The sequence below is a fragment of the Nocardia sp. NPDC058633 genome (genome assembly GCF_042717045.1).
Classification (GTDB): Bacteria; Actinomycetota; Actinomycetes; order Mycobacteriales; family Mycobacteriaceae; genus Nocardia.
In genome coordinates this window covers 140,828-160,514 of record NZ_JBHXRA010000014.1, presented here as the reverse complement: position 1 = coordinate 160,514, position 19,687 = coordinate 140,828, and the positions used below count along the sequence as shown (strand labels likewise).

Genomic DNA, 19,687 nt, shown 5'->3' with positions numbered 1-19,687 from the left:
CGCAGTGCGGGCGGTGGTGTCACGAATCCACAGGGTGGTCCTGGTGTGCCGGTAACTCGCCGAGAACGGCTGCCAGCAAGCGTGCGGCGGCGTCCTTGTCCAGCGGGTTGTTGCCGTTACCGCACTTGGGCGACTGCACACACGAAGGGCACCCGTCCTGGCACGCGCAGCTGCGGATCACGCTCAATGTGGCGGACAACCAGTCCGTGAGCTGCGCGAATCCGCGCTCGGCGAACCCAGCGCCCCCGGGCTGGCCGTCGTAGACGAACACCGTCGGCGCACCCGTGTCGGGATGTTCTGCGATGGAGACACCGCCGATGTCCCATCGGTCGCAGCCCGCGACCAGCGGCAACATGCCGATGGCGGCGTGCTCGGCGGCATGCAGGGCGCCGGGGAGCTGCTCGTCGGAGATGTCGGCGGCGGCGAGCAGCCGGGGCGTGACGGTATACAGAACAGCCTTCGTGTGCAGCGTGTGCGCGGGCAGGTCGAGCTCCACCTGGTCGAGGACCTCGCCGGTCACCAGGGTCCGCAGGTAGCCGACGACCTGATTCGTGACAGCGACCTGCGCGGATGCCGCGGTGACCGTACCGAACACACGCTCCTCGATCACTGCCTCGACGGTGATCGAGGTGATCTGCCGGGAACTGGTGGTGAAGCCGGGGTCCACCTCGTTCACGAAGGCGACACCGCCCTCGAGGTCGAGTTCGTCGACGAGGTAGGTCTCGCCCTGGTGCAGGTGGACAGCCCCTGAGTGCAGAGTGGCCGGGGCCCGGCCCGCGTCGGCGGTACCGAGCAGGCGTCCGGTTTCGGCATCGACGATCGCGACCGGCGAACCGAGCCCACCGCGAACATCCACGTCGTCGTGCGGGTGGGTGTGCGCGGTGACATGCCAGCGGGCGCCCATGCCGCGGGTGCTGGGTCTGCGCCGGATCAAGCCCTGTTCAGCGAGGTCGGCGAGCACTTCGTCGGCCCTGAACTCGCTCGCTTCCTCGTCGGTGAGAGGCAGTTCCATCGCGGCGCACAGCAGCTGCGGCCCGAGAATGTACGGGTTGTACGGGTCGGTGATAGTGGCCTCGATCGGCCGGTCGAGCAGCGCTTCGGGGTGATGCACCAGGTAGGTGTCGAGGGGGTCGTCGGTAGCTACGAGCACCACCAGCGAACCTTGCAGCCGCCTGCCGGCCCGGCCTGCCTGTTGCCAGAACGAGGCGACCGTGCCGGGAAAACCCGCGATGACCACGGCGTCCAGACCCGCGATGTCGACGCCGAGTTCGAGTGCGTTGGTACTGGCCGCTCCGAGCAATGTCCCCTGCGAGAGCGATTGTTCGAGCTCGCGCCGGTCCTCTGCCAGATAGCCCGCCCGATAAGCGGCAACCTTCTCCTGCAGCTCAGGGGCGGTTTCAGCGAGGACTCGTCGAGCATCGAGCGCGATCAGTTCAGCACCGCGCCGCGAGCGAACGAAGGTCAGAGTCCGGGCGCCCTCGGCCACCAGCGCCGCCATGATCTTGGCTGCCTCGCTGGTAGCGGTACGCCGAACGGGCGCGCCGTTCTCCCCGGTGAGCGTCGCACTCAGCGGCGGTTCCCACAGTGCCACGGTCCGGGCCCCGCGTGGCGAGGCGTCCTCGGTGACCGCCGCGACCGGCGCCCCGATCAGTCTGCTCGCCGAGGCAGCCGGATCGGCGCTGGTGGCCGAGCACAGGATGAACACCGGATCGGCGCCGTAGAACCGGGCGAGCCGTCGCAGCCTGCGCAGCACCAGCGCGACATGCGAACCGAACACTCCTCTATATGCATGGCATTCGTCGACCACCACGTACCGCAAGTTGCGCAGCACTCGCGCCCAGCGCTGATGCGAGCGAAGAATCCCGACGTGGAGCATGTCGGGATTGGAGAAGATCCAGCGTGCGTTGGCCCGAACCCACTGCCTGACCTCGGCCGGAGTGTCGCCGTCGTAGCTCGCCGGGTGGGCAACGCGTAGCGGGTTGTCATGGATCAGGCTGCCTACGGCACGGAGCTGATCGGCGCCGAGGGCTTTGGTGGGAGACAAGTACAGCGCGGTGGCGCGCGGGTCGTCGTGCAGCGCGGTGAGCACCGGCAGGTGGTATCCGAGCGATTTCCCGGATGCGGTCCCCGTGCTCACCACGACGTGGTTGCCTGCCGCCGCTAGTTCGGCCGTGCGGGTCTGGTGCTCCCATGGCAGCTCGATGCCCTGCGCGTCCAAGGCTGTGACCAGCTCCGATGGCGTCCACTCCGGCCAGGCGGTAGTCCGGGCGCGCTGCGCGGGGAGCTCGGCGACATGGGTCAGCGGGCTGCCTCCCGCGGCCGCCTCGGTCAGGACACGATTCAGCAACGATCGACCGTAGCTCTCGCTCATATCGTGCTCTCGGACCTCGGTCCGGTCTGCCGGATTCAGCCTGTCCCCCTCTCTCGCGACACGAGAAGTGTGAAACGTGTGTGTGCGACAACCACTACCTGGGATTTCGTAACCCAGTAGCGATCTGGGTCACAGCAAGTTTGCTGGAAGCCCGCTCGGTTATCTCGAAGCAAACAGACCAAAAGTACGGATACACCCAATCTCTCCCTTACCTGCACATTCGCAAGATCATGAATTTTGCAAATAGTCGGTAACTCGACTGTCGAATTGCTCAGAGACATGGTTCACTGGGTCTCGGTCGCAAGCTTCTGTGTTCGAGGGACGGATCCAAGGTCCAAACCATCAGCAGGATCGTTGTTGCGAACGCCGTGCTCAGGATTTCCTTGCAGGGGGACCAACAGTACAGCGGTCGGAACGGGCCCGGTGGACGAACCCAGTTGTCCGCCGATTCCGGTAGAAAGAGAAGGAAACAGAATGGCACAGGGAACTGTGAAGTGGTTCAACGCGGAGAAGGGGTTCGGCTTCATCGCGCCCGAGGACGGCTCCGCTGACGTCTTCGTCCACTACTCGGAGATCCAGGGCACGGGCTTCCGTACCCTCGAGGAAAACCAGAAGGTCGAATTCGAGGTCGGCCAGGGCACCAAGGGCCCCCAGGCTACCGGCGTTCGCGCGCTCTCCTGAGCTGCGAAACACAACAACGCCTCATCCCCCTCCTCCGCATGCGGAGGAGGGGGATGAGTCATTTCCGGGTAGCATCGCCCAAGACAGCGCCCGCGACGGCAACCGCCGCAACTGCCTCTACCCCCAGTGCGCAGGGTATAAACGTCACTGATGGTGATGTCCGAACATCACTGTCAGCCCCAGCCGCGCACCGAGCGGACCTCCCGACGCGCGGATCTAGAAGGAAGGTGTTCGCCGGTGGCAACACGAGACCGCAGTTCAGCCGACCAGGGCCGACCCCTGCGTCGTCTCGTGATCGTCGAGTCCCCCACGAAGGCCCGCAAGATCGCGCCCTATCTGGGTCGTAACTACACCGTCGAGGCCTCGGTGGGCCACATCCGTGACTTGCCGCGCGGTGCCGCCGACGTGCCCGCCAAATACAAGGGGCAAGCGTGGGCGCGCCTCGGTGTCGACGTCGATCACGACTTCGAGCCGATCTATGTGGTGAACCCGGATAAGAAGGCCAAGGTCGCCGAGCTCAAGAGCTTGCTGGCCGACGCCGACGAGCTCTATCTCGCCACCGACCCCGACCGCGAGGGCGAGGCGATCGCCTGGCACCTGCTCGAGACGCTCAAGCCGAAGGTCCCGGTTCGCCGGATGGTCTTCCACGAGATCACCGAGCCGGCCATCCTCGCGGCCGCCGCCGACACGCGCGAACTCGATAGCGACTTGGTCGACGCGCAGGAAACCCGCCGCATCCTGGACCGCCTCTACGGCTACGAGGTCTCTCCGGTGCTGTGGAAGAAGGTCATGCCGCGGCTGTCCGCCGGTCGCGTGCAGTCCGTCGCCACCCGCGTGATCGTGCAGCGTGAGCGTGAGCGCATCGCGTTCCGCTCCGCCGGGTACTGGGACATCGCCGCCAAGCTCGACGCCGGTCCCGACGAGAAATCCGATTCGACCAACCCGCGTACATTCGGCGCCCGCCTGGTGCAGGTCAAGGGCGACCGCGTCGCCTCCGGTCGTGATTTCGGTTCCGACGGCCAGCTCAAGTCGGCCACCGGTGTCGTCGTGCTCGACGAGGCTTACGCCCGCAGGCTCGCCGAGGCGCTCGACGGAGCCGCGCTCGAGGTCAGCTCGGTCGAGGCCAAGCCGTACACGCGCAAGCCCTATCCGCCGTTCATGACCTCTACGTTGCAGCAGGAAGCGGGCCGCAAGCTGCGGTTCACCTCCGAGCGCACGATGCGGGTCGCGCAGCGGCTGTACGAAAACGGCTACATCACCTACATGCGTACCGACTCCACCACGTTGTCGGAGTCGGCGATCGCGGCGGCTCGCTCGCAGGCGACCCAGCTCTACGGCGCGGAGTACGTCTCGCCGTCGCCACGCCAGTACACCCGCAAGGTCAAGAACGCACAGGAGGCACACGAGGCGATCCGTCCCTCGGGTGACACGTTCATGACCCCCGGCCAGCTGGCCTCGAAGGTCGACAACGACGAGTTCAAGCTCTACGAGATGATCTGGCAGCGCACGGTCGCCTCGCAGATGGTCGACGCGCGCGGCACCACGCTGACCCTGCGCATCACCGGCACCGCGCGCACCGGCGAGGAGTGCGTGTTCTCCTCCTCGGGTCGCACCATCACCTTCGCCGGGTTCCTCAAGGCCTACGTCGAGAGTGTGGACGAGGAGGCCGGCGGCCAGTCCGACGACGCCGAATCTCGTTTGCCCGCACTGGAAGAGGGCCAGAGCGTCACCGCCGTCGAGCTCAACCCCGACGGGCACAGCACCAACCCGCCTGCCCGCTACACCGAAGCTTCGCTGATCAAGACGCTGGAAGAGCTCGGCATCGGCCGCCCGTCGACCTACTCCTCGATCATCAAGACGATCCTCGATCGCGGATACGTCTACAAGCGGGGCAGCGCGCTGGCCCCGGCTTGGGTGGCGTTCGCGGTGGTCGGTCTGCTCGAGGCCTACTTCGGCCGGCTCGTCGACTTCGACTTCACCGCCGCGATGGAAGACGACCTCGACGCGATCGCCGGTGGACGTGAGCAGCGCGGAAACTGGTTGTCCAGCTTCTACTTCGGCGGCGAATCCGGCGCCGAGGGTTCGGTCGCGCGTTCGGGTGGCCTCAAGAAGATGGTCTCCGTGCAGCTCGACGACATCGATGCGCGCGAAGTGAACTCGATCAAGATGTTCGTCGACGAAGAGGGCCGCGACGTGGTGGTCCGCGTCGGCCGCTTCGGTCCGTATCTCGAGCGGATGATCATCAATCCCGATGACCCCGACGGTGATCGGATCTCGCAGCGGGCGAACCTGCCCGACGATCTGCCGCCCGATGAGCTCACACCCGAGGTCGCCGAGAAGCTGTTCTCGACGCCGCAGGAGGGTCGCTCACTCGGTGTCGACCCGGTGTCGGGGCACGAAATCGTCGCCAAGGAGGGCCGTTTCGGTCCGTACGTCACCGAGGTGCTGCCGGAACCGCCCGCGCCCGACCCGGACGCGGCACCCGCGAAGAAGACCAAGAAGGCCGCGGAAGTGAAGCCGCGCACCGGCTCGTTGTTCAAGTCGATGGATCTGGCCGAGATCACCCTCGACGACGCGCTGATGCTGCTCTCGCTGCCCCGCGTGGTCGGTAACGACCCCACCTCGGGCGAGGAGATCACCGCGCAGAACGGCCGCTACGGCCCGTATCTGAAGAAGGGCACCGATTCCCGTTCGCTGGCGACCGAGGAACAGTTGTTCTCGGTCACCCTCGAGGAGGCGCTGAAGCTCTACGCCGAGCCCAAGCGTCGCGGGCGTCAGGCGTCGGCCGCGGCACCGCTGCGTGAGCTGGGCAAGGACTCCGCCACGGACAAGCCGATGGTGATCAAGGACGGCCGCTTCGGTCCCTACGTCACCGATGGCGAGACCAATGCCAGCCTGCGCAAGGGCGACGAGGTCGAGTCGATCACCGACGAGCGCGCCTCCGAATTGCTCGCTGATCGCCGGGCGCGTGGTCCGGTGAAGAAGGCGGCCAAGAAGACGACCGCGAAGAAGGCCGCCAAGAAGGCTCCGGCCAAGAAGGCGGCGGTGAAGTCGACCGCGACGAAGACGGCGACCAAGACCGCGGCCAAGAAGACGACCGCGAAGAAGACGGCCGCGAAAAAGGCCCCGGCCAAGAAGGCCGCGGCGAAATCGGTTGGGACCGAAGAGGACTGAGCCGATAGTGCGGGCCGCTGAAACGTGGTCCGCACGGAGGTCGGCCGCGTCGCGGGTGGATCCAGTCGAGCGCCGGCGCCGACAGCGTTCGGCGCGGCCCGGCTACCGCTTGCGCTGGTTGTTGATGACCCAGCCGTCCGGACGTGCTGTCGGACCCCGCGGCTAGGGTGTAGCGCGTGGCAGGTGTCTTCGATCGACTGGTCGGCCAGGACGTGGTCGAGACCGAACTGGCCGCTGCCGCCGCAGCGGCGCGGGCCGGTGTGATCACCGGCGCGATGACGCATTCGTGGCTGTTCACCGGCCCTCCCGGGTCCGGTCGGTCGGTGGCGGCGCTGTGTTTCGCGGCGGCGCTGCAGTGCACCGATTCCGAGACCGTCGGCTGTGGAAAGTGCCACGCCTGCACCACGACGATGGCGGGCACCCATGGCGACGTGCGGCGCATCATTCCCGAAGGTCTGAGCATCAGCACCAAGGAGATGCGGGCGATCGTGCAGATCGCGGCCCGTCGCCCGAGCACCGGTCGCTGGCAGGTCGTGGTCGTCGAAGACGCCGACCGCCTCACCGAGGGCGCGGCCAATGCCTTGCTCAAGGTCGTCGAAGAGCCACCGGACCGCACCGTCTTCCTGCTGTGCGCCCCCACAGTCGACCCCGAGGACATCTCCGTCACCCTGCGCTCGCGGTGCAGGCACGTCCACCTCGTGACACCGACCGTCCCGGCCATCGCGCAGGTGTTGCGCGAACGCGACCAGCTCGACGCGAAAACCGCCGACTGGGCGGCGTCGGTGAGCGGCGGCCACGTCGGTCGAGCCCGCCGCCTCGCCACCGACGAAGACGCTCGCCAACGCCGCCAGCGCGCCCTCGCCCTGGTCACCGCGACCGAACGCCCCGGCGCCGCCTATGCCGCCGCCGACGAGCTGGTGAAATCCGCCGACGACGAAGCCAAACTGATGAGCGCCGACCGCGACGACCGCGAACGCGACGAACTCGCCACCGCCCTCGGCGCGGGCGGCACCGGCAAGGGCTCCGCCTCCGCTACTCGCGGTTCGGCGGGCGTGCTCAAAGACCTCGAACGCCGCCAGAAATCCCGTGCCACCCGCACCGGCCGCGACGCACTCGACCGCGCCCTCATCGATATCGCGGGCATGTACCGCGACGCCCTGGCCATGCGCTTCGCGGGCCGCGGCACCCCCATCACCCTCACCCACCCCGACATGGCCCGCGAGATCACCGACCTCGCCACCAGCGTCCGCCCCGAAGGCCTCCTGCGCAGCATCGACGCCGTCCTGGCCTGCCGCGAAGCCCTGGACCTCAACGTGAAACCCCGCTTCGCCGTAGCCGCCATGGTCGCCACCCTCATCGCCGCTCGCACCACCTGACCACCCGTTTTCGCGTTCCACCCCTTCCCGCGATAGACTCGCGTCGCCTAAACGGCACGCCGCCTTAGCTCAGTCGGTAGAGCGCTTCACTCGTAATGAAAAGGTCGCGAGTTCGATTCTCGCAGGCGGCTCCAGGTCAAAGGCCCTTTCCGGTTCGCCGGGAAGGGCCTTTTTCGTGTCGGTGTGCCGGCCGACAGGGAGCTCACCGTCGATGACCAGGGCGAATCCTGGTGAGGTAACTCGCCGCCATGGGCTGAAAAAATCTGTGGTGGCTGGGATAGACATTCGTCGGGAGCCGGTATACAGTCACTGTCGTTCAGCAAAACAAGTCCAGAGGCCGGGCAGGCGAGCTGCCCGGAGCAGGTAGTTGGACCGTCCCTTCCGGCGGAGAAGAGAATCCGGTGCAGTAGGCCGGACCGTCGGAGCGGACGATGAAGCAAGACGAAGTACGAAGTAGCAATGTGGTTAGAACCGGCGATCCGGGGAGGTGGTGCCCACTGAGTATTCATTTATCAGTTTCCGCGTCTCGAGGAAAGTCGGATGCGGTGTAAGACATCGGCCACTCGGCCGGTGAGTGTTGAACATGAATCCATCTACGTAGTCCCAGGCCCCGGCGCATGTGCGCCGGGGCCTGTTGGTGTTGAACCTGCCCGGCTCATCGTTGCATAAAGTTCTTTGCACAGAATTGTGTGCAAATAGTATTCTGCAAGTATGGCCGACGAGGTACCGCCCAGAGAGGTCACCGATGCCGCCGCCCTGCGTGCGCTCGCGCATCCCCTGCGGCAGCGCATCCTGCGGGCGCTCGCCGAGGACGGGCCGGCGACCGCGACGGCGTTGGGTGCGCAGTTGGGGGAGAACACCGGCGCGACCAGCTACCACCTGCGTCAACTCGCCGAACACGGCTTCATCGAAGAGGCGCCGGAGCTGGCCAAGGGGAAGGAGCGGTGGTGGCGTTCGCCGCCGAAGGATCTGCGCTACCGGATGGATCGTGAACAGTCGCCGCAGTTGCGCGAGTTGATGGAAGGGCTTGTCGCCCAGCACATCGCCGAGGATATTGAAATGTTCGAGCGCTTCCAGGGCGAGCGCGCGGAACTGGGCGAGTGGGCCGACATGATGCCCTTCTCGCGAGGTGCGATCTACGCGACGCCCGCGGAGCTCGAGGAATTCTTCGAGGACTATCTGGCACTACTCAAGCGCTTCCAGGCCTCCCATCGGCAGGACCGACCCGGTACCCGGCGCGTGCTGACGCGTTTCCTCGCCTTCCCGGCGCCCCGTATGAACACCGCAGACTAGGACTTCGGCGTGCTCTCGCTCTTTCGACGAACCATCCTGCTCACCGTCATGATCGCCGCCGTCGCCGGATTCCCGGCGGCGCACGCGCAGACCATCACCACCGTCGAGGTCGCCGTCGATCGAGGCGATGGTACGACCACGGCCGCCACGGTGCATGCCCCGACGGGTGCGACCGGCAGACCGGGGGTCGTGCTGGTCCACGGATCGGGCGACGGCAGCGGTGAGCACTACGACCACGTCGCCGAGGCGTTCGCCCGCGCGGGCATCGTCGCGCTGCGCTACGACAAGCGCACGCAGGGTTACACACCCGCGCATCGCGATTATTCGCTCCTGGCCGACGACGCGCTGGCCGGCCTCACCGCACTGCGGAATCGGCCCGAAGTCGACCCGGCTCGAGTCGGGCTGTGGGGTCTGTCGGAGGGCGGATGGGTCGCGCCGCTGGCTGCTTCACGATCTGCCGAAGCCGCCTTTCTGATCACGGTCGCCGCCAATTCGGTTGCGCCCGCCGCGCAACAGGCGTGGGCCAACGAGACCCGGTTCGGCGCGGCAGGCGTGCGTGGGTCGATGGTCGATGTGTTGGCTCGCAACGGCATTCGCCAGCTGGTGGCCGCCGACCAGTTCGCGCAGGCCGACTACGATCCGATCCCGGTGCTGCGGCGGATCACTCAACCGGTGCTCGCTATCTGGGGTGACCAGGATCGTCTCACACCGCCCGGTGACAGTTTGCGCGATTTTCGGGCCGCCTTCGACAGTGTCGAGAAGAAGAACTACGCCCTGCGCACCCTCCCGAATGCCCAGCACGCTGGGCAGCCGACCACCGACGGCTTCGACAAACTTCCCGGCTTGGTACCCGGATACGGCGAGCTGATGGGCGACTGGGTGAACGGCTTACCTGCCTCCGCCACACCGCCCTCGGCGGATCTGCCTGCGGTGCAAGGGCACTCGGTGCAAGCGCTGACCCCCGCGTCCTGGTGGGAATCGACCACGGCGCAGCTGTCGCTGCTGGTCGGCATGATCCTGGCTCTGGGTGGTTACGCGTGCACCGGGATGGTGAAGTCCTGGCGACTGCCGGACCGTCTGCCCGCACGAGTGCTGATCTGTACGGCGGTGATCGGTGTCGTCGGCACCGTCGTCCAGCTCGGCTATGTCCTCACGACCCGCGCCACCTCGTTCGGCCCGTTGCTGTTCGGCCGCACCCTGCCGTGGCTGGCGCTGCAACTGGTTGCCTTCGGCGCGGTGGTCGCGCTCGCCTTCGTGTTGGCTCGTGCCCGCCACACCCTCGCGGGCGCGAACGTCGGTGCGCGCACCCGGTGGGCTCTCTTGGTCTGTGGCGGAGCGGGTTTCGTGCTCTGGGCGCTGTATTGGGGCCTGCTGCTGCCCTGAATCAACGAGAAAGGCCCCCGACGAGGTCGGGGGCCTTCTTCGCGGTTACCCCTGAGCCGATCGCCGTTGATCGGTCTCAGGAGAACTGACTCGGGTCAGCGTGCGGCGACGTTGCGGCGGGTGGCCCGAGAGTTCATGGAGCTGCGCAGGATCTGGTGCAGCACGGCGTCGAAAGCTTCGGTGTCCTCGACATTGCTGAGGTGGCCGTGCGGCAGCAGGTGGAAATCGGCCAGGTGGCCGGTGCCGCGCAGGGTGTCGACGATCGGGCGCGACATGCGCGGCGGGAGCAGCCGGTCCTTGGCGCTGGCGATCACGGTGGTCGGCACAGTGAGATTGGCGGTGCCCGCCGACAGATCCATGTCGGCCATGGCGGCGGCGTGGCGTCCCCGCGCGACCGGACGGCAGGAGCGGATGATGCCCATCGCGAAGTCGACCTCGTCGGCGGTGGCCTCGGGGGTGAGAATGCGCGTGCGGAACACCTGCTGGGTGAGCCAGCCGCCGGGGATCGGCAGCGGTGCGAACAGCAGCGACTCGCTGACCGGCTGTGGCATCCGCACCGGCGCGCCGAGCAGGGTGACCGGGTACTGGGCGACCGTGAGCTGCTTGTTCAGCATCGGCAGCATGTCGGTTTCACCGCGGATGGCGGCATTGGCGGTGTTGGCCAGCAGCACGGCGGCCGCGCGCCGCGACACCTGCTCGGGGTGATGCTTGGCCCAGGCCTGGATGGTGAGTCCGCCCATGCTGTGCCCGGCCAGCACTGCCTTCTCGTCCGTCCGCAGCGTCGCGTCGAGGACGGCCGACAGGTCGTCGGCCAGGGTGTGTTCGCTGGGGGCGGCGGTGCCGAGGGTGGACTCGCCGTGGCCGCGCTGGTCGTAGCTGACCACGCGATACTCGCCGGCGAAGGCGTTGATCTGCGGATTCCAGTATTCGATACTGCAGGCCCAGCCGTGGACGAGAACCAGGGCGGGGGCGGTTTCGGGACCGTAGACGTGGACTCGCAGTTGTGCGCCGTCCGCGGTGGTCACCGGCACGACCCGGTGCTCGGCGGTGGGGGCGTTCAGCTTCGCGGTAGCGAAACTGCGGGTCCGCAGGGCGGCACGGAACTGTGCGGTCAGTGCGCCGGTCTCGAGGTGAGAGACCATGGATCGCGCTGCCGCGAACGTCATCATCGACTTCGCAAGCATGTCGGCACTCCTTTGTGTCGTAGGCCACCGTACAGTGCGAGCTCGGGTGCTAGCTAGTGTTAGCGGGTCACAGTGTCCCAGTTGTTGTGAACTGTGACACCGGAGGTGCTGACACTGTGAAATCGCCAGGATTCGGCGAATGATTACACGGAAACAGCACAATCGGGCATCGTTCGCGCCAGGCGCGCGCTGGCGGCGTCGATCGGCCCCCGCTACCGTAGGGGAGTGGACAAAACGCACGTCACGGGCGAGTTTTCCGGCGCAGACCCCCATCGGGGTGCCCCGCGCTCGACCTGGCAGCGGATGACACCACCCTTGATCGCCGCTGGTCTCGGCGTCGGCACCCTGGCACTGCTGCATTTCCGTGACCCGCACGTCGAGGGTTCCTACGGCCTGTGCCCGGTCTACGTGCTGTTCGGGGTGTACTGCCCCGGGTGCGGCGGCATGCGCGCGATGCACAACCTCACCGACGGCAACATCGTCGACTCGCTACACAGCAACCTGCTCGCCGTGCCGCTCACCCTCGCGTTCGCGGTCTTCGTCATCGACTGGATGCTGCGCGCTCGCCGTGGGCAACGATGGCGCCTGCCAGGCCTCAGCGCGGTGACCGTGTGGTCGTTCTTCGGCCTCCTCGCCTTCTATACCGTGCTCCGCAATACGCCGTGGGGAACGTGGCTCACCCCCGTCTGACCCTGGTTCGCAGGCCGATTACCGGGCAACCCGAATTCATGGCCGATTCACTGAAAGACAGGGTCCGACAGAAATTGCAGCGTCGGCTCGCCGAGGACGGACCCGACCCCGAGCAGGACGACGCGCGGACCATCTCGGTGGCCGACGACCTCGCGGCGCTCGAGATGGTGCCGACCGGGGATCCGCTCGTCGAGGAACTGGCCCTGCGCTATCTGGTGTTCTGATGCGCCTGCCCGCCCAGCGGCGGTAGTTGCGGCAGCGGCTTGGTCCCGAGCCAGATCGCGAACAGCCCGCGCAACGGCGTCACGCTGTAGTGACCGGCCAGGTCGACGAATTCCTCCGTGGTGATAGAGGAGTGCCGGTAGCGCGCGGTCCACTCCCTGATCAGTTCGAAGAACAGGTGATCGCGCAGTTCCAGGCGCAGGGCGTGCAGCGTGAGAGCCCCACGTTTGTAGACGCGGTCGTCGAACATGTCCTTGGGGCCCGGATCGCCGACGACGATGTCCTGCGGCTGACGCGCCAGGTTGGCTCGGGCGGCTCGCGCCAACTGATCGGCCGTCGGCCCACCGGACGCTTCGGACCAGATCCATTCCGCGTAACAGGCGAAGCCTTCGTGCAGCCAGATGTCTTGCCACTGCCTCAGTGTGAGGCTGTTGCCGAACCACTGATGCGCGAGTTCATGCGCGACAAGACGTTCGGCGCCACGCTTGCCGTCGCAGTGGTTGGCGCCGAAGATCGAGATGCCCTGCGCCTCGATCGGGATATCGAGTTCGTCGTCGGTGACGACCACGGTGTAGTCGTCGAACGGGTACGGCCCGAACTTCTCGGTGAACAGCGCCATCATCTCGGGCTGCCGCGCGAAGTCGTGGTCGAAGTTCACCCGCAAGCGCGGCGGGATGACGGCGTGCATCGGCACCGGTTCGCCGACCGCGCCGACCCGGTACCTGCGGTAGTTGCCGATCTGGATCGTCGCCAGATAGCTCGCCATCGGCTCGGCCATCTCATAGACCCAGGTGGTCTGGCTGGCCTTGGCCTGCTTGCCGACCAGGGCGCCGTTGGCCTGGGCGTAGAAGGGGCTGTCGGTGGTGATCGAAATGCGGTAGGACGCTTTGGAACTCGGGTGGTCGTCACACGGGAACCAGGAGGCGGCGCCGTTGGGCTGGCTCGCGACCAGCGCGCCCTCGGTGAGCTCTTCCCAGCCGACCTCGCCCCACGCTCCGCGCACCGGTTTGGGGGTGCCCGCGTAATGGACGGTGATCTCGAGAACGCCACCGGCGGGGATCTTCTGCTGCGGTGTCACCGCGAGCTTGCCCTGCTGATGGACGAACTTCACCGCCTTCGACCCGTTGACGAGCACCTTCGACACCATCAACGCCTGCGACATGTCGAGGGTGAACCACGGTCGCACCGTCGTGGTCACCGCGATCACCACCGCGCGCCCGGCGAGCCGGTTGCTGGCCGGTTTGTAGCTCAGCTCCAACTCGTAGCGGGACGCGCGGTAGCCACGATTGCCGTTCTGCGGCAGGTAGTGATCGATGGGATCCTCGTAGAACTTGCTCCGCATCAGGCAGCTCCGCGCTGCCTCGACTCCCGCGTCACGGCGGGATCGGTCCAGTGCGAGATGGGGTTGCCCCACCAGCGCGTCGACGGGGGAACCACGTCGCCGCGCATGACGAGCGAGGCCGGTCCGATGGTGGCGCCCGCGCCGATATGGGCGGCGGGCAGGGCGACGCAGTGCGGTCCGAGGGTGGCGCCCGCTTCGAGGGTCACCGTGTCCATCGACATGATGCGGTCGTGGAACAGGTGCGTTTGCACCACACAGCCACGCTCCACGGTCGCGCCGTCACCGAGTGTCACCAGGTCCGCCTCCGGTAGCCAGTAGGACTCGCACCATACCCCGCGACCGATCTTGGCTCCGAGTCCGCGCAGCCACAGATTCATCACCGGAGTACCCGTGGCGGCCCGCGCGAACCACGGCGCCGCGACGGTCTCGACGAAGGCGTCGGAGACCTCGTTGCGCCACACGAACGAGCTCCACAGCGGATACTCCACCGCGCGAATTCGCCCGACTATCAACCACTTCGCGGCGATCGCGATCGCACCGGCGAGCGCGCCCGCACCCATCAGTACCAGCCCGGAGACGAGCGCGGCGACCAGGTAGTCGGTGTGCTGGGCGATCAGTGCCAGCACGAGCAGCACGCCGAGGCCGATGGCGAAGGTCACCATCACCGGGATCAACCGGCAGGTCTCCACGAAGGCCCGCGCCAGCTTCAATCGCAGCGGCGGATCGAATGTGCGTGAGGTGTCGCTGGATTCGGTCGCGCGCCGAAGCCGCACCGGCGGGCTGCCCAGCCAGGACGAGCCCGCTTTGGCCTTGTTCGGCGCGGCCGAGAGCACCGCGACCAGGCCGTTTTTCGGGACGCGACGTCCGGGCGCGGTCATCCCGGAGTTGCCGAGGAAGGCGCGCTTGCCGACCTTGGATTCGCCGATGCGCAGCCAGCCGCCGCCGAGTTCGTAGCTGCCGATCATGGTGTCGTCGGCCAGGAACGCGCCGTCGGAGATCACGGTGAACTTGGGCAGCATCAGCACGGTCGACGCCTCGACGTTCTTGCCGATCTTCGCGCCGAGCAGCCGCAGCCAGACCGGGGTGAGCAGGCTGGCGTAGAGCGGGAACAGGAAGGTGCGCGCGGAGTCGAGCAGGCGTTCGGTGGCCCACACCTGCCAGCCGGTCCGGCTGCGCACCGGGTGGTAGCCCTCGCGCAAACCGATGCTGAGCAGTCGCACCGCGAGCACGGTGGCCACGGCGTACACCCCGAGGCTGAGCAGCGTGGCGAACGGCAGCACGGCGAAGCCACGCAGGGCGGCGGCGCCGACGGTGGTCTCCTCGCGGACCCACCAGGCGATGAAGGTGCCGCCGACGGCGAGGCCGAACACGGGCATCGCGGCCAGCACCATCGACGACAGGCCGAACACGACAAGCCAATGCCTGGCGCGTTCAGGGGAGTGGTCGGGCCAGCGGCGCGGTGCCTTACCGGTCTTGGTGGCAGGCGAACCCGCCCACTCCTGTTCACCCTTGACCTTGCCCGAGACGGCGGAGCCGGGCGCGATCTCGGCCTTCTTGCCGATCTTGGTGCCGGGCAGCAGGATCGAACGCGCGCCGATCACCGCGCCGTCACCGATGGTGATGCCGCCGATGTGCACGAGGTCGCCGTCCATCCAGTAGCCGGACAAGTCGACTTCGGGTTCGACGCTGGCGCCGTCGCCCAGTTCGAGCATGCCGGTGACCGGGGGCAGGCTGTGCAGGTCTACGCCCTTGCCGATCTTCGCGCCGAGTGCGCGCGCGAACGGAACCATCAGCGGTGCGCCGGACAGGCTTTCGGCACCGCTGGCTTCGGACAGCCGCACCGCGGCCCACAATCGCAAGTGCACCGCCGAGCCACGAGGGTAGGAACCGGGACGCAACCCGGCGAGCAGGAGACGGGCGCCTGCCACACAGATCGTCATCCGGCCGATCGGCGAGATGAACAGCACGAACGCCAGCAGAATCCACCACCACGACAGGCGCGGCAGCCACGGCAGCGACCCCGACCAGCCCGCGATGCCCGACACGACGGTGAGCCAGGTGACCCACTGCAAGCCGGTGAGGGTGGTCAGCGGAATCGTGGCCAGCACCTGGGTGATCTGCGCGCGCAACGGTGTCGGTGTCACGACTCGCACGTCGACGGCCGCGACCGGTGCGCTGCCGTCGAGCAGTTCGACCAGCGAGCCGAGGCGCGGGTGGTCGTAGAGATCGGCGACGGTGACGTGCGGGTACCGCTCGCGCAACGCGCCGACGAGTTGCGCCGCCGACAGCGAGCCGCCGCCGAGGTCGAAGAAATCCGCGTCCAGGTCGGTGGCTTCGGCGCCGAGGATCGCGTCCCACAGGTTCGCCACCCAGGCCGCTGTGCCGGACAGTCCCGTCTCGGCGGGCTCGTCGCTGCTGGGCAGTGGCCAGGGCAGGGCGTCGCGGTCGACCTTGCCGGAGGTGCGGGTCGGCAGGTCGGCCACGATCGCCAGGCGCGGCACCAGCGGAGCCGGAAGCTGTTCGGCCAGAATCTCTCTGGCCTTCTTCACGTCGAAATCAGGACCGGCGCCGGTGAGGTAGCCGACCAGGATCTTGTTGCCCGCCTTGGTGGTTCGGATGGCGGCCGCCGCCCCACTGACCCCGGGCAGATGCTGGAGCGCGTTGTCGAGCTCGCCGAGTTCGATGCGCCGACCGCCGATCTTGATCTGGTCGTCGGCGCGGCCGAGGAAGATCAGGCCCTGGTGGTCCTTGCGCACCAGATCGCCACTGCGATAGGCGCGTTCCCAACCGAGCGAGGGCAGCGCAGCGTACTTCTCGGCATCCTTGGCGGGATCGAGGTAGCGGGCCAGGCCGACGCCACCGATCACCAGTTCGCCGGTCTCGCCTTCGGCCACCGGGTTGCCCTGCGGGTCGACGACGGCCAGATCCCACCCGTCGAGCGGCAGACCGATCCGCACGGGCATCTCGCCGGTGAGCAGCGCGGCACAGGCGACGACGGTGGCCTCGGTGGGGCCGTAGGTGTTCCATACTTCGCGGTCGGCGCCGGCCAGTCGCTCGGCCAGCTCCGGCGGCACGGCTTCGCCACCGAAGATCAACAGCCGCACCGACTCCAGTGCCTCGGCGGGCCAGGTCGCGGCGAGTGTCGGCACCGTGGAGACGATGCTGATCTCGCGTCGCATCAGCCACGGGCCGAGGTCGGCGCCGGTGCGCACCAGGTCGCGCGGGGCCGGGACCAGGCAGGCGCCGTGGCGCCAGGCCAGCCACATTTCCTCACAGGAGGCGTCGAAGGCCACCGACAGCCCGGCCAGCACGCGGTCGCCGGGGCCGATCGGGGCCTCGCGTAGGAACAGCCGCGCCTCGGCGTCGACGAACGCGGCGGCGTTGCGATGGGTCACCGCGACACCTTTGGGGGTGCCGGTGGAGCCGGAGGTGAAGATGATCCACGCGTCGTCGGCGGAGGTTGGCAGGGTGTTCCAGTCGTGCTCGCCTTCGGCGGTGGTGGCCGACTCGATGCCCTCGCCGGTGGCGATCGCGCTCACCCTGGCCTCACCGAAGACGAGCTTGGCGCGCTCCTCGGGATCGTCGGCGTCGACGGGTACATAGGCGGCGCCGCAGTAGAGCACGGCCAGGATCGTCACGTACAGCGCGGCGGAGCCCGACGGCATCCGCACGCCCACCCGGTCGCCAGGTCGCACGCCCGCTTCGGTGAGCTCGGCCATCCTGGCCTCGATGGTGGTGATCAACTCCATGTAGCTGAGCACCACGGTGCCGTCGTCGATGGCCGGCGCGTCGGGGTGGGCGAGGGCGGTGCTGGTCAGGATGTCGACCAGGGTGCGCGGCGGCGCGGCGAGATCCGCGCGCAACAGCGGGTCGCGCAGGACCGCCGGTACCTCAGTGCGTGGCTCGAGCATCGTGCTCAGTCCACCTCTCATCGGTTGACCCCCATCGGTGGTGTCTGTTGTTTCATGATCGGGTTACCGGAGGGCAAACAGGATGGTCACCAGATGCCAACGGTACTCGGAGTCGGTATGGCCGGACGGCAGCCACAGGCGCGCCGTCGGCGCTGATCACGACGGCGATTCCGGCAGCTCGCCGAGGGCGGTGACCGCCAGCCGGTGCAGCATCCGCTGTTCGTCTTCGTCGAGGCGGCTGAGCACGCGCGCGGTGGCCTCGGCGATCAGCTTGTCGGTGCGCTTGCACTGCTTGCGCCCGGCCTCGGTGATCCGGAGCCGATATTTGCGCCGATCGGTGCCGTCGCGGGTGCGTTCGACCAGGTCGGCGCGTTCCAGCGCATCGATCAGGCGGACGACTTCGCTGCGGTCGATACCGAGCGCGTCGCCCACCTTCTTCTGCGTCAGGTCGGCGTTTTCGGAGATGAAGGTGAGCACCCAGTGATCGCGCAACGGGAGGTCGATCTCGGCGTGCAGCGCCTTGGTGAGCCGTCCGAGCGCGTACACCGGGTAGCGCGGCAGGCCGCGGACGGAGTTCGTGTTCGTGGACATGAGAGGAACTCTAGCAAATGGTGGAGTGGCCCAATCATCTCGTGTGTCCATCATGGGGTGATCAGATGGTTGAGAACTGGGTGTAAGCAGGCAACTCGGGGCAATTGTCGCGCTGAATCTCCGACCGGGATGGCGGGCCGCGGGGGATCGCGGACCGGCGCATCCCTGGGCGGTACCGCCGCGGGCCGAGGCCGACCGGGCTCGTCGGCCGTGGTGGACCTGTCAGTCGGTGTCGGTGGCGGCGAGGACGGACAGGGTCGGCTCGGGGGTGAGGACGGCGATGCCGATATCCCACGCGACGCGCTCGAACCAGGCGGTATCGGCCTCGAAGGTGTACCAGTGGCAGTCCTCGGCGAGGCGGGCGATGTGGTCGACGGCGTCGAACTCGGTCGCACCACACAGTGCGCCGAGTGACCGCCAGGCGTGGAGACGGCCGAAGGCGGCGCCCGCGCCGGAGTTGTAGGCGCCGCCGTTGGCCGCGGCGGCGAACAGGATCGACCAGACCCGTGCGGGTGTCGACGGGGTGACCACCAGTTCGGTGGCCGACGGGTGTCGGGCGCGCAGGCACTCCAGCGACAAGGTGTCCAGCAGGGCCGCGGTAGTGGTCGGGTCGGGGATGCTGCGGAGCGCGAAGGTGCGGGCCTCGATGCGCCCGTTGGATTCTCGCTGCCAGTTCGCGACAGCCTGCTCGAGCTGGGCGGCAACCGCGGGCTCGGTCGTTTCCTCGGCGCGGGGGAGCGCGAGCCGGGTGTGTCTGCTCAGCGCGGGGGAGTCGTCGGCGGAGAACGGCAGCCCGACACTGGAACCGTGCTTGTTGAATTGGCGCAGGGCAAGGCTGTTCTCGTAAGGCGTGCGTTCCAGTGGAAGCGCGCGCAGCGGATGACCCGACCAGTGCGCTGAACTCGCCCACCGCAGGATCTCATCGTGCTCGGTCACGGTGATGCCGCGCAGGATGAACTCGTGTAGCAGGCAGGCACGCAGCTCGTCCGCGATCGGCCCCACCGCACCCGCCTGAGCGAACGCGGCGATCGCATCCTCGGGTTCGAGCGACCCGGCCAGCCTCGCCGCCAGTGGACCCGCCTGCTTCTTCTCGGGCTTCGTCGCCGCCACTATCCGAAGAGCCGCCGCCACCTTCTCCGGAGTCGATGCGTGCAGCAGCGTTCTCGAGCAGTCGTCGACGATCCAGTTCCGGGCGCCGTATGTCGCCGCCGCGGTACTGCCCAGTGCGACGACGAACTCGATATCGCCTGCGGCAACGCTTCTTTCGATGCGATCCCGAATGCCGCGAAAGTCGGTCAACTGGGGAAACTCACCGATGATGTGGTCGATTTCGGCCTGCACGAGCCCAGCGTACGTATCGCGGAGCAGGCCTGCGGACCACCGTTGTCCAGCTACTCGGCGGATGCGTGCGCCCAGCCCTCGGCGAGCGTTCGGACAGGCAGGGAAGTGCCGCCGGTTCGCGGCGACTC

General features: G+C 67.7%; 13 protein-coding genes and 1 tRNA gene. 8 read left to right on the top strand and 6 right to left on the bottom strand.

The window, feature by feature from the left end:
- Positions 1-19: 19 nt before the first annotated feature.
- Entirely contained in the window at positions 20-2,371 is a 2,352-nt protein-coding gene (locus tag ACFWUR_RS20075) for a DEAD/DEAH box helicase (protein ID WP_378908729.1), read from the bottom strand.
- Positions 2,372-2,845: 474 nt separating this feature from the next.
- On the opposite strand from ACFWUR_RS20075, the gene ACFWUR_RS20070 reads away from it, so the two are divergent.
- From ACFWUR_RS20070 to ACFWUR_RS20045, 6 genes are all read left to right on the top strand, one after another.
- Positions 2,846-3,052, top strand: coding sequence for a cold-shock protein (locus ACFWUR_RS20070; RefSeq protein WP_019044597.1), 207 nt, complete (start codon positions 2,846-2,848; stop codon positions 3,050-3,052).
- 237 nt (positions 3,053-3,289) lie between these two features.
- Complete coding sequence (gene topA / locus ACFWUR_RS20065) at positions 3,290-6,226, top strand: type I DNA topoisomerase (RefSeq protein ID WP_378908728.1); 2,937 nt, start codon at positions 3,290-3,292, stop codon at positions 6,224-6,226.
- A gap of 176 nt (positions 6,227-6,402) precedes the next feature.
- Complete coding sequence (locus ACFWUR_RS20060) at positions 6,403-7,602, top strand: DNA polymerase III subunit delta' (RefSeq protein WP_378908727.1); 1,200 nt, start codon at positions 6,403-6,405, stop codon at positions 7,600-7,602.
- Between the two features lie 58 nt (positions 7,603-7,660).
- Positions 7,661-7,736, top strand: a tRNA-Thr gene (locus ACFWUR_RS20055).
- A gap of 577 nt (positions 7,737-8,313) precedes the next feature.
- Positions 8,314-8,895, top strand: coding sequence for an ArsR/SmtB family transcription factor (locus ACFWUR_RS20050; RefSeq protein WP_378908726.1), 582 nt, complete (start codon positions 8,314-8,316; stop codon positions 8,893-8,895).
- A 9-nt stretch (positions 8,896-8,904) separates the two neighbouring features.
- Complete coding sequence (locus tag ACFWUR_RS20045; protein ID WP_378908724.1) at positions 8,905-10,278, top strand: alpha/beta hydrolase family protein; 1,374 nt, start codon at positions 8,905-8,907, stop codon at positions 10,276-10,278.
- 95 nt (positions 10,279-10,373) lie between these two features.
- On the opposite strand, the gene ACFWUR_RS20040 is transcribed toward ACFWUR_RS20045, so the two are convergent.
- Positions 10,374-11,462, bottom strand: coding sequence for an alpha/beta fold hydrolase (locus ACFWUR_RS20040; RefSeq protein ID WP_378908723.1), 1,089 nt, complete (start codon positions 11,460-11,462; stop codon positions 10,374-10,376).
- Between the two features lie 225 nt (positions 11,463-11,687).
- Here ACFWUR_RS20040 and ACFWUR_RS20035 point away from each other — a divergent pair, with 225 nt between their 5' ends.
- Together ACFWUR_RS20035 and ACFWUR_RS20030 are read left to right on the top strand one after the other, a co-directional pair.
- Complete coding sequence (locus tag ACFWUR_RS20035) at positions 11,688-12,152, top strand: DUF2752 domain-containing protein (protein ID WP_378908722.1); 465 nt, start codon at positions 11,688-11,690, stop codon at positions 12,150-12,152.
- Between the two features lie 38 nt (positions 12,153-12,190).
- Positions 12,191-12,376: a hypothetical protein gene (locus ACFWUR_RS20030; RefSeq protein WP_378908721.1), complete on the top strand. Its 186-nt coding sequence runs from the start codon at positions 12,191-12,193 to the stop codon at positions 12,374-12,376.
- Here ACFWUR_RS20030 and ACFWUR_RS20025 read toward each other — a convergent pair.
- The 4 genes from ACFWUR_RS20025 to ACFWUR_RS20010 form a co-directional block, all read right to left on the bottom strand.
- Positions 12,361-13,716 (bottom strand): M1 family metallopeptidase, encoded by a 1,356-nt coding sequence (locus ACFWUR_RS20025; RefSeq protein WP_378908719.1) that lies wholly within the window; start codon positions 13,714-13,716, stop codon positions 12,361-12,363. The genes ACFWUR_RS20030 and ACFWUR_RS20025 overlap by 16 nt on opposite strands.
- Entirely contained in the window at positions 13,716-17,627 is a 3,912-nt protein-coding gene (locus ACFWUR_RS20020) for a Pls/PosA family non-ribosomal peptide synthetase (protein ID WP_378908785.1), read from the bottom strand. The genes ACFWUR_RS20025 and ACFWUR_RS20020 overlap by 1 nt, the downstream gene beginning before the upstream one ends.
- A gap of 156 nt (positions 17,628-17,783) precedes the next feature.
- Positions 17,784-18,218: a MarR family winged helix-turn-helix transcriptional regulator gene (locus ACFWUR_RS20015; protein WP_378908718.1), complete on the bottom strand. Its 435-nt coding sequence runs from the start codon at positions 18,216-18,218 to the stop codon at positions 17,784-17,786.
- Positions 18,219-18,440: 222 nt separating this feature from the next.
- On the bottom strand, positions 18,441-19,559 hold the full coding sequence (locus tag ACFWUR_RS20010) for a DUF6183 family protein (protein ID WP_378908716.1): 1,119 nt from the start codon (positions 19,557-19,559) through the stop codon (positions 18,441-18,443).
- Between the last annotated feature and the right edge of the window lie 128 nt (positions 19,560-19,687).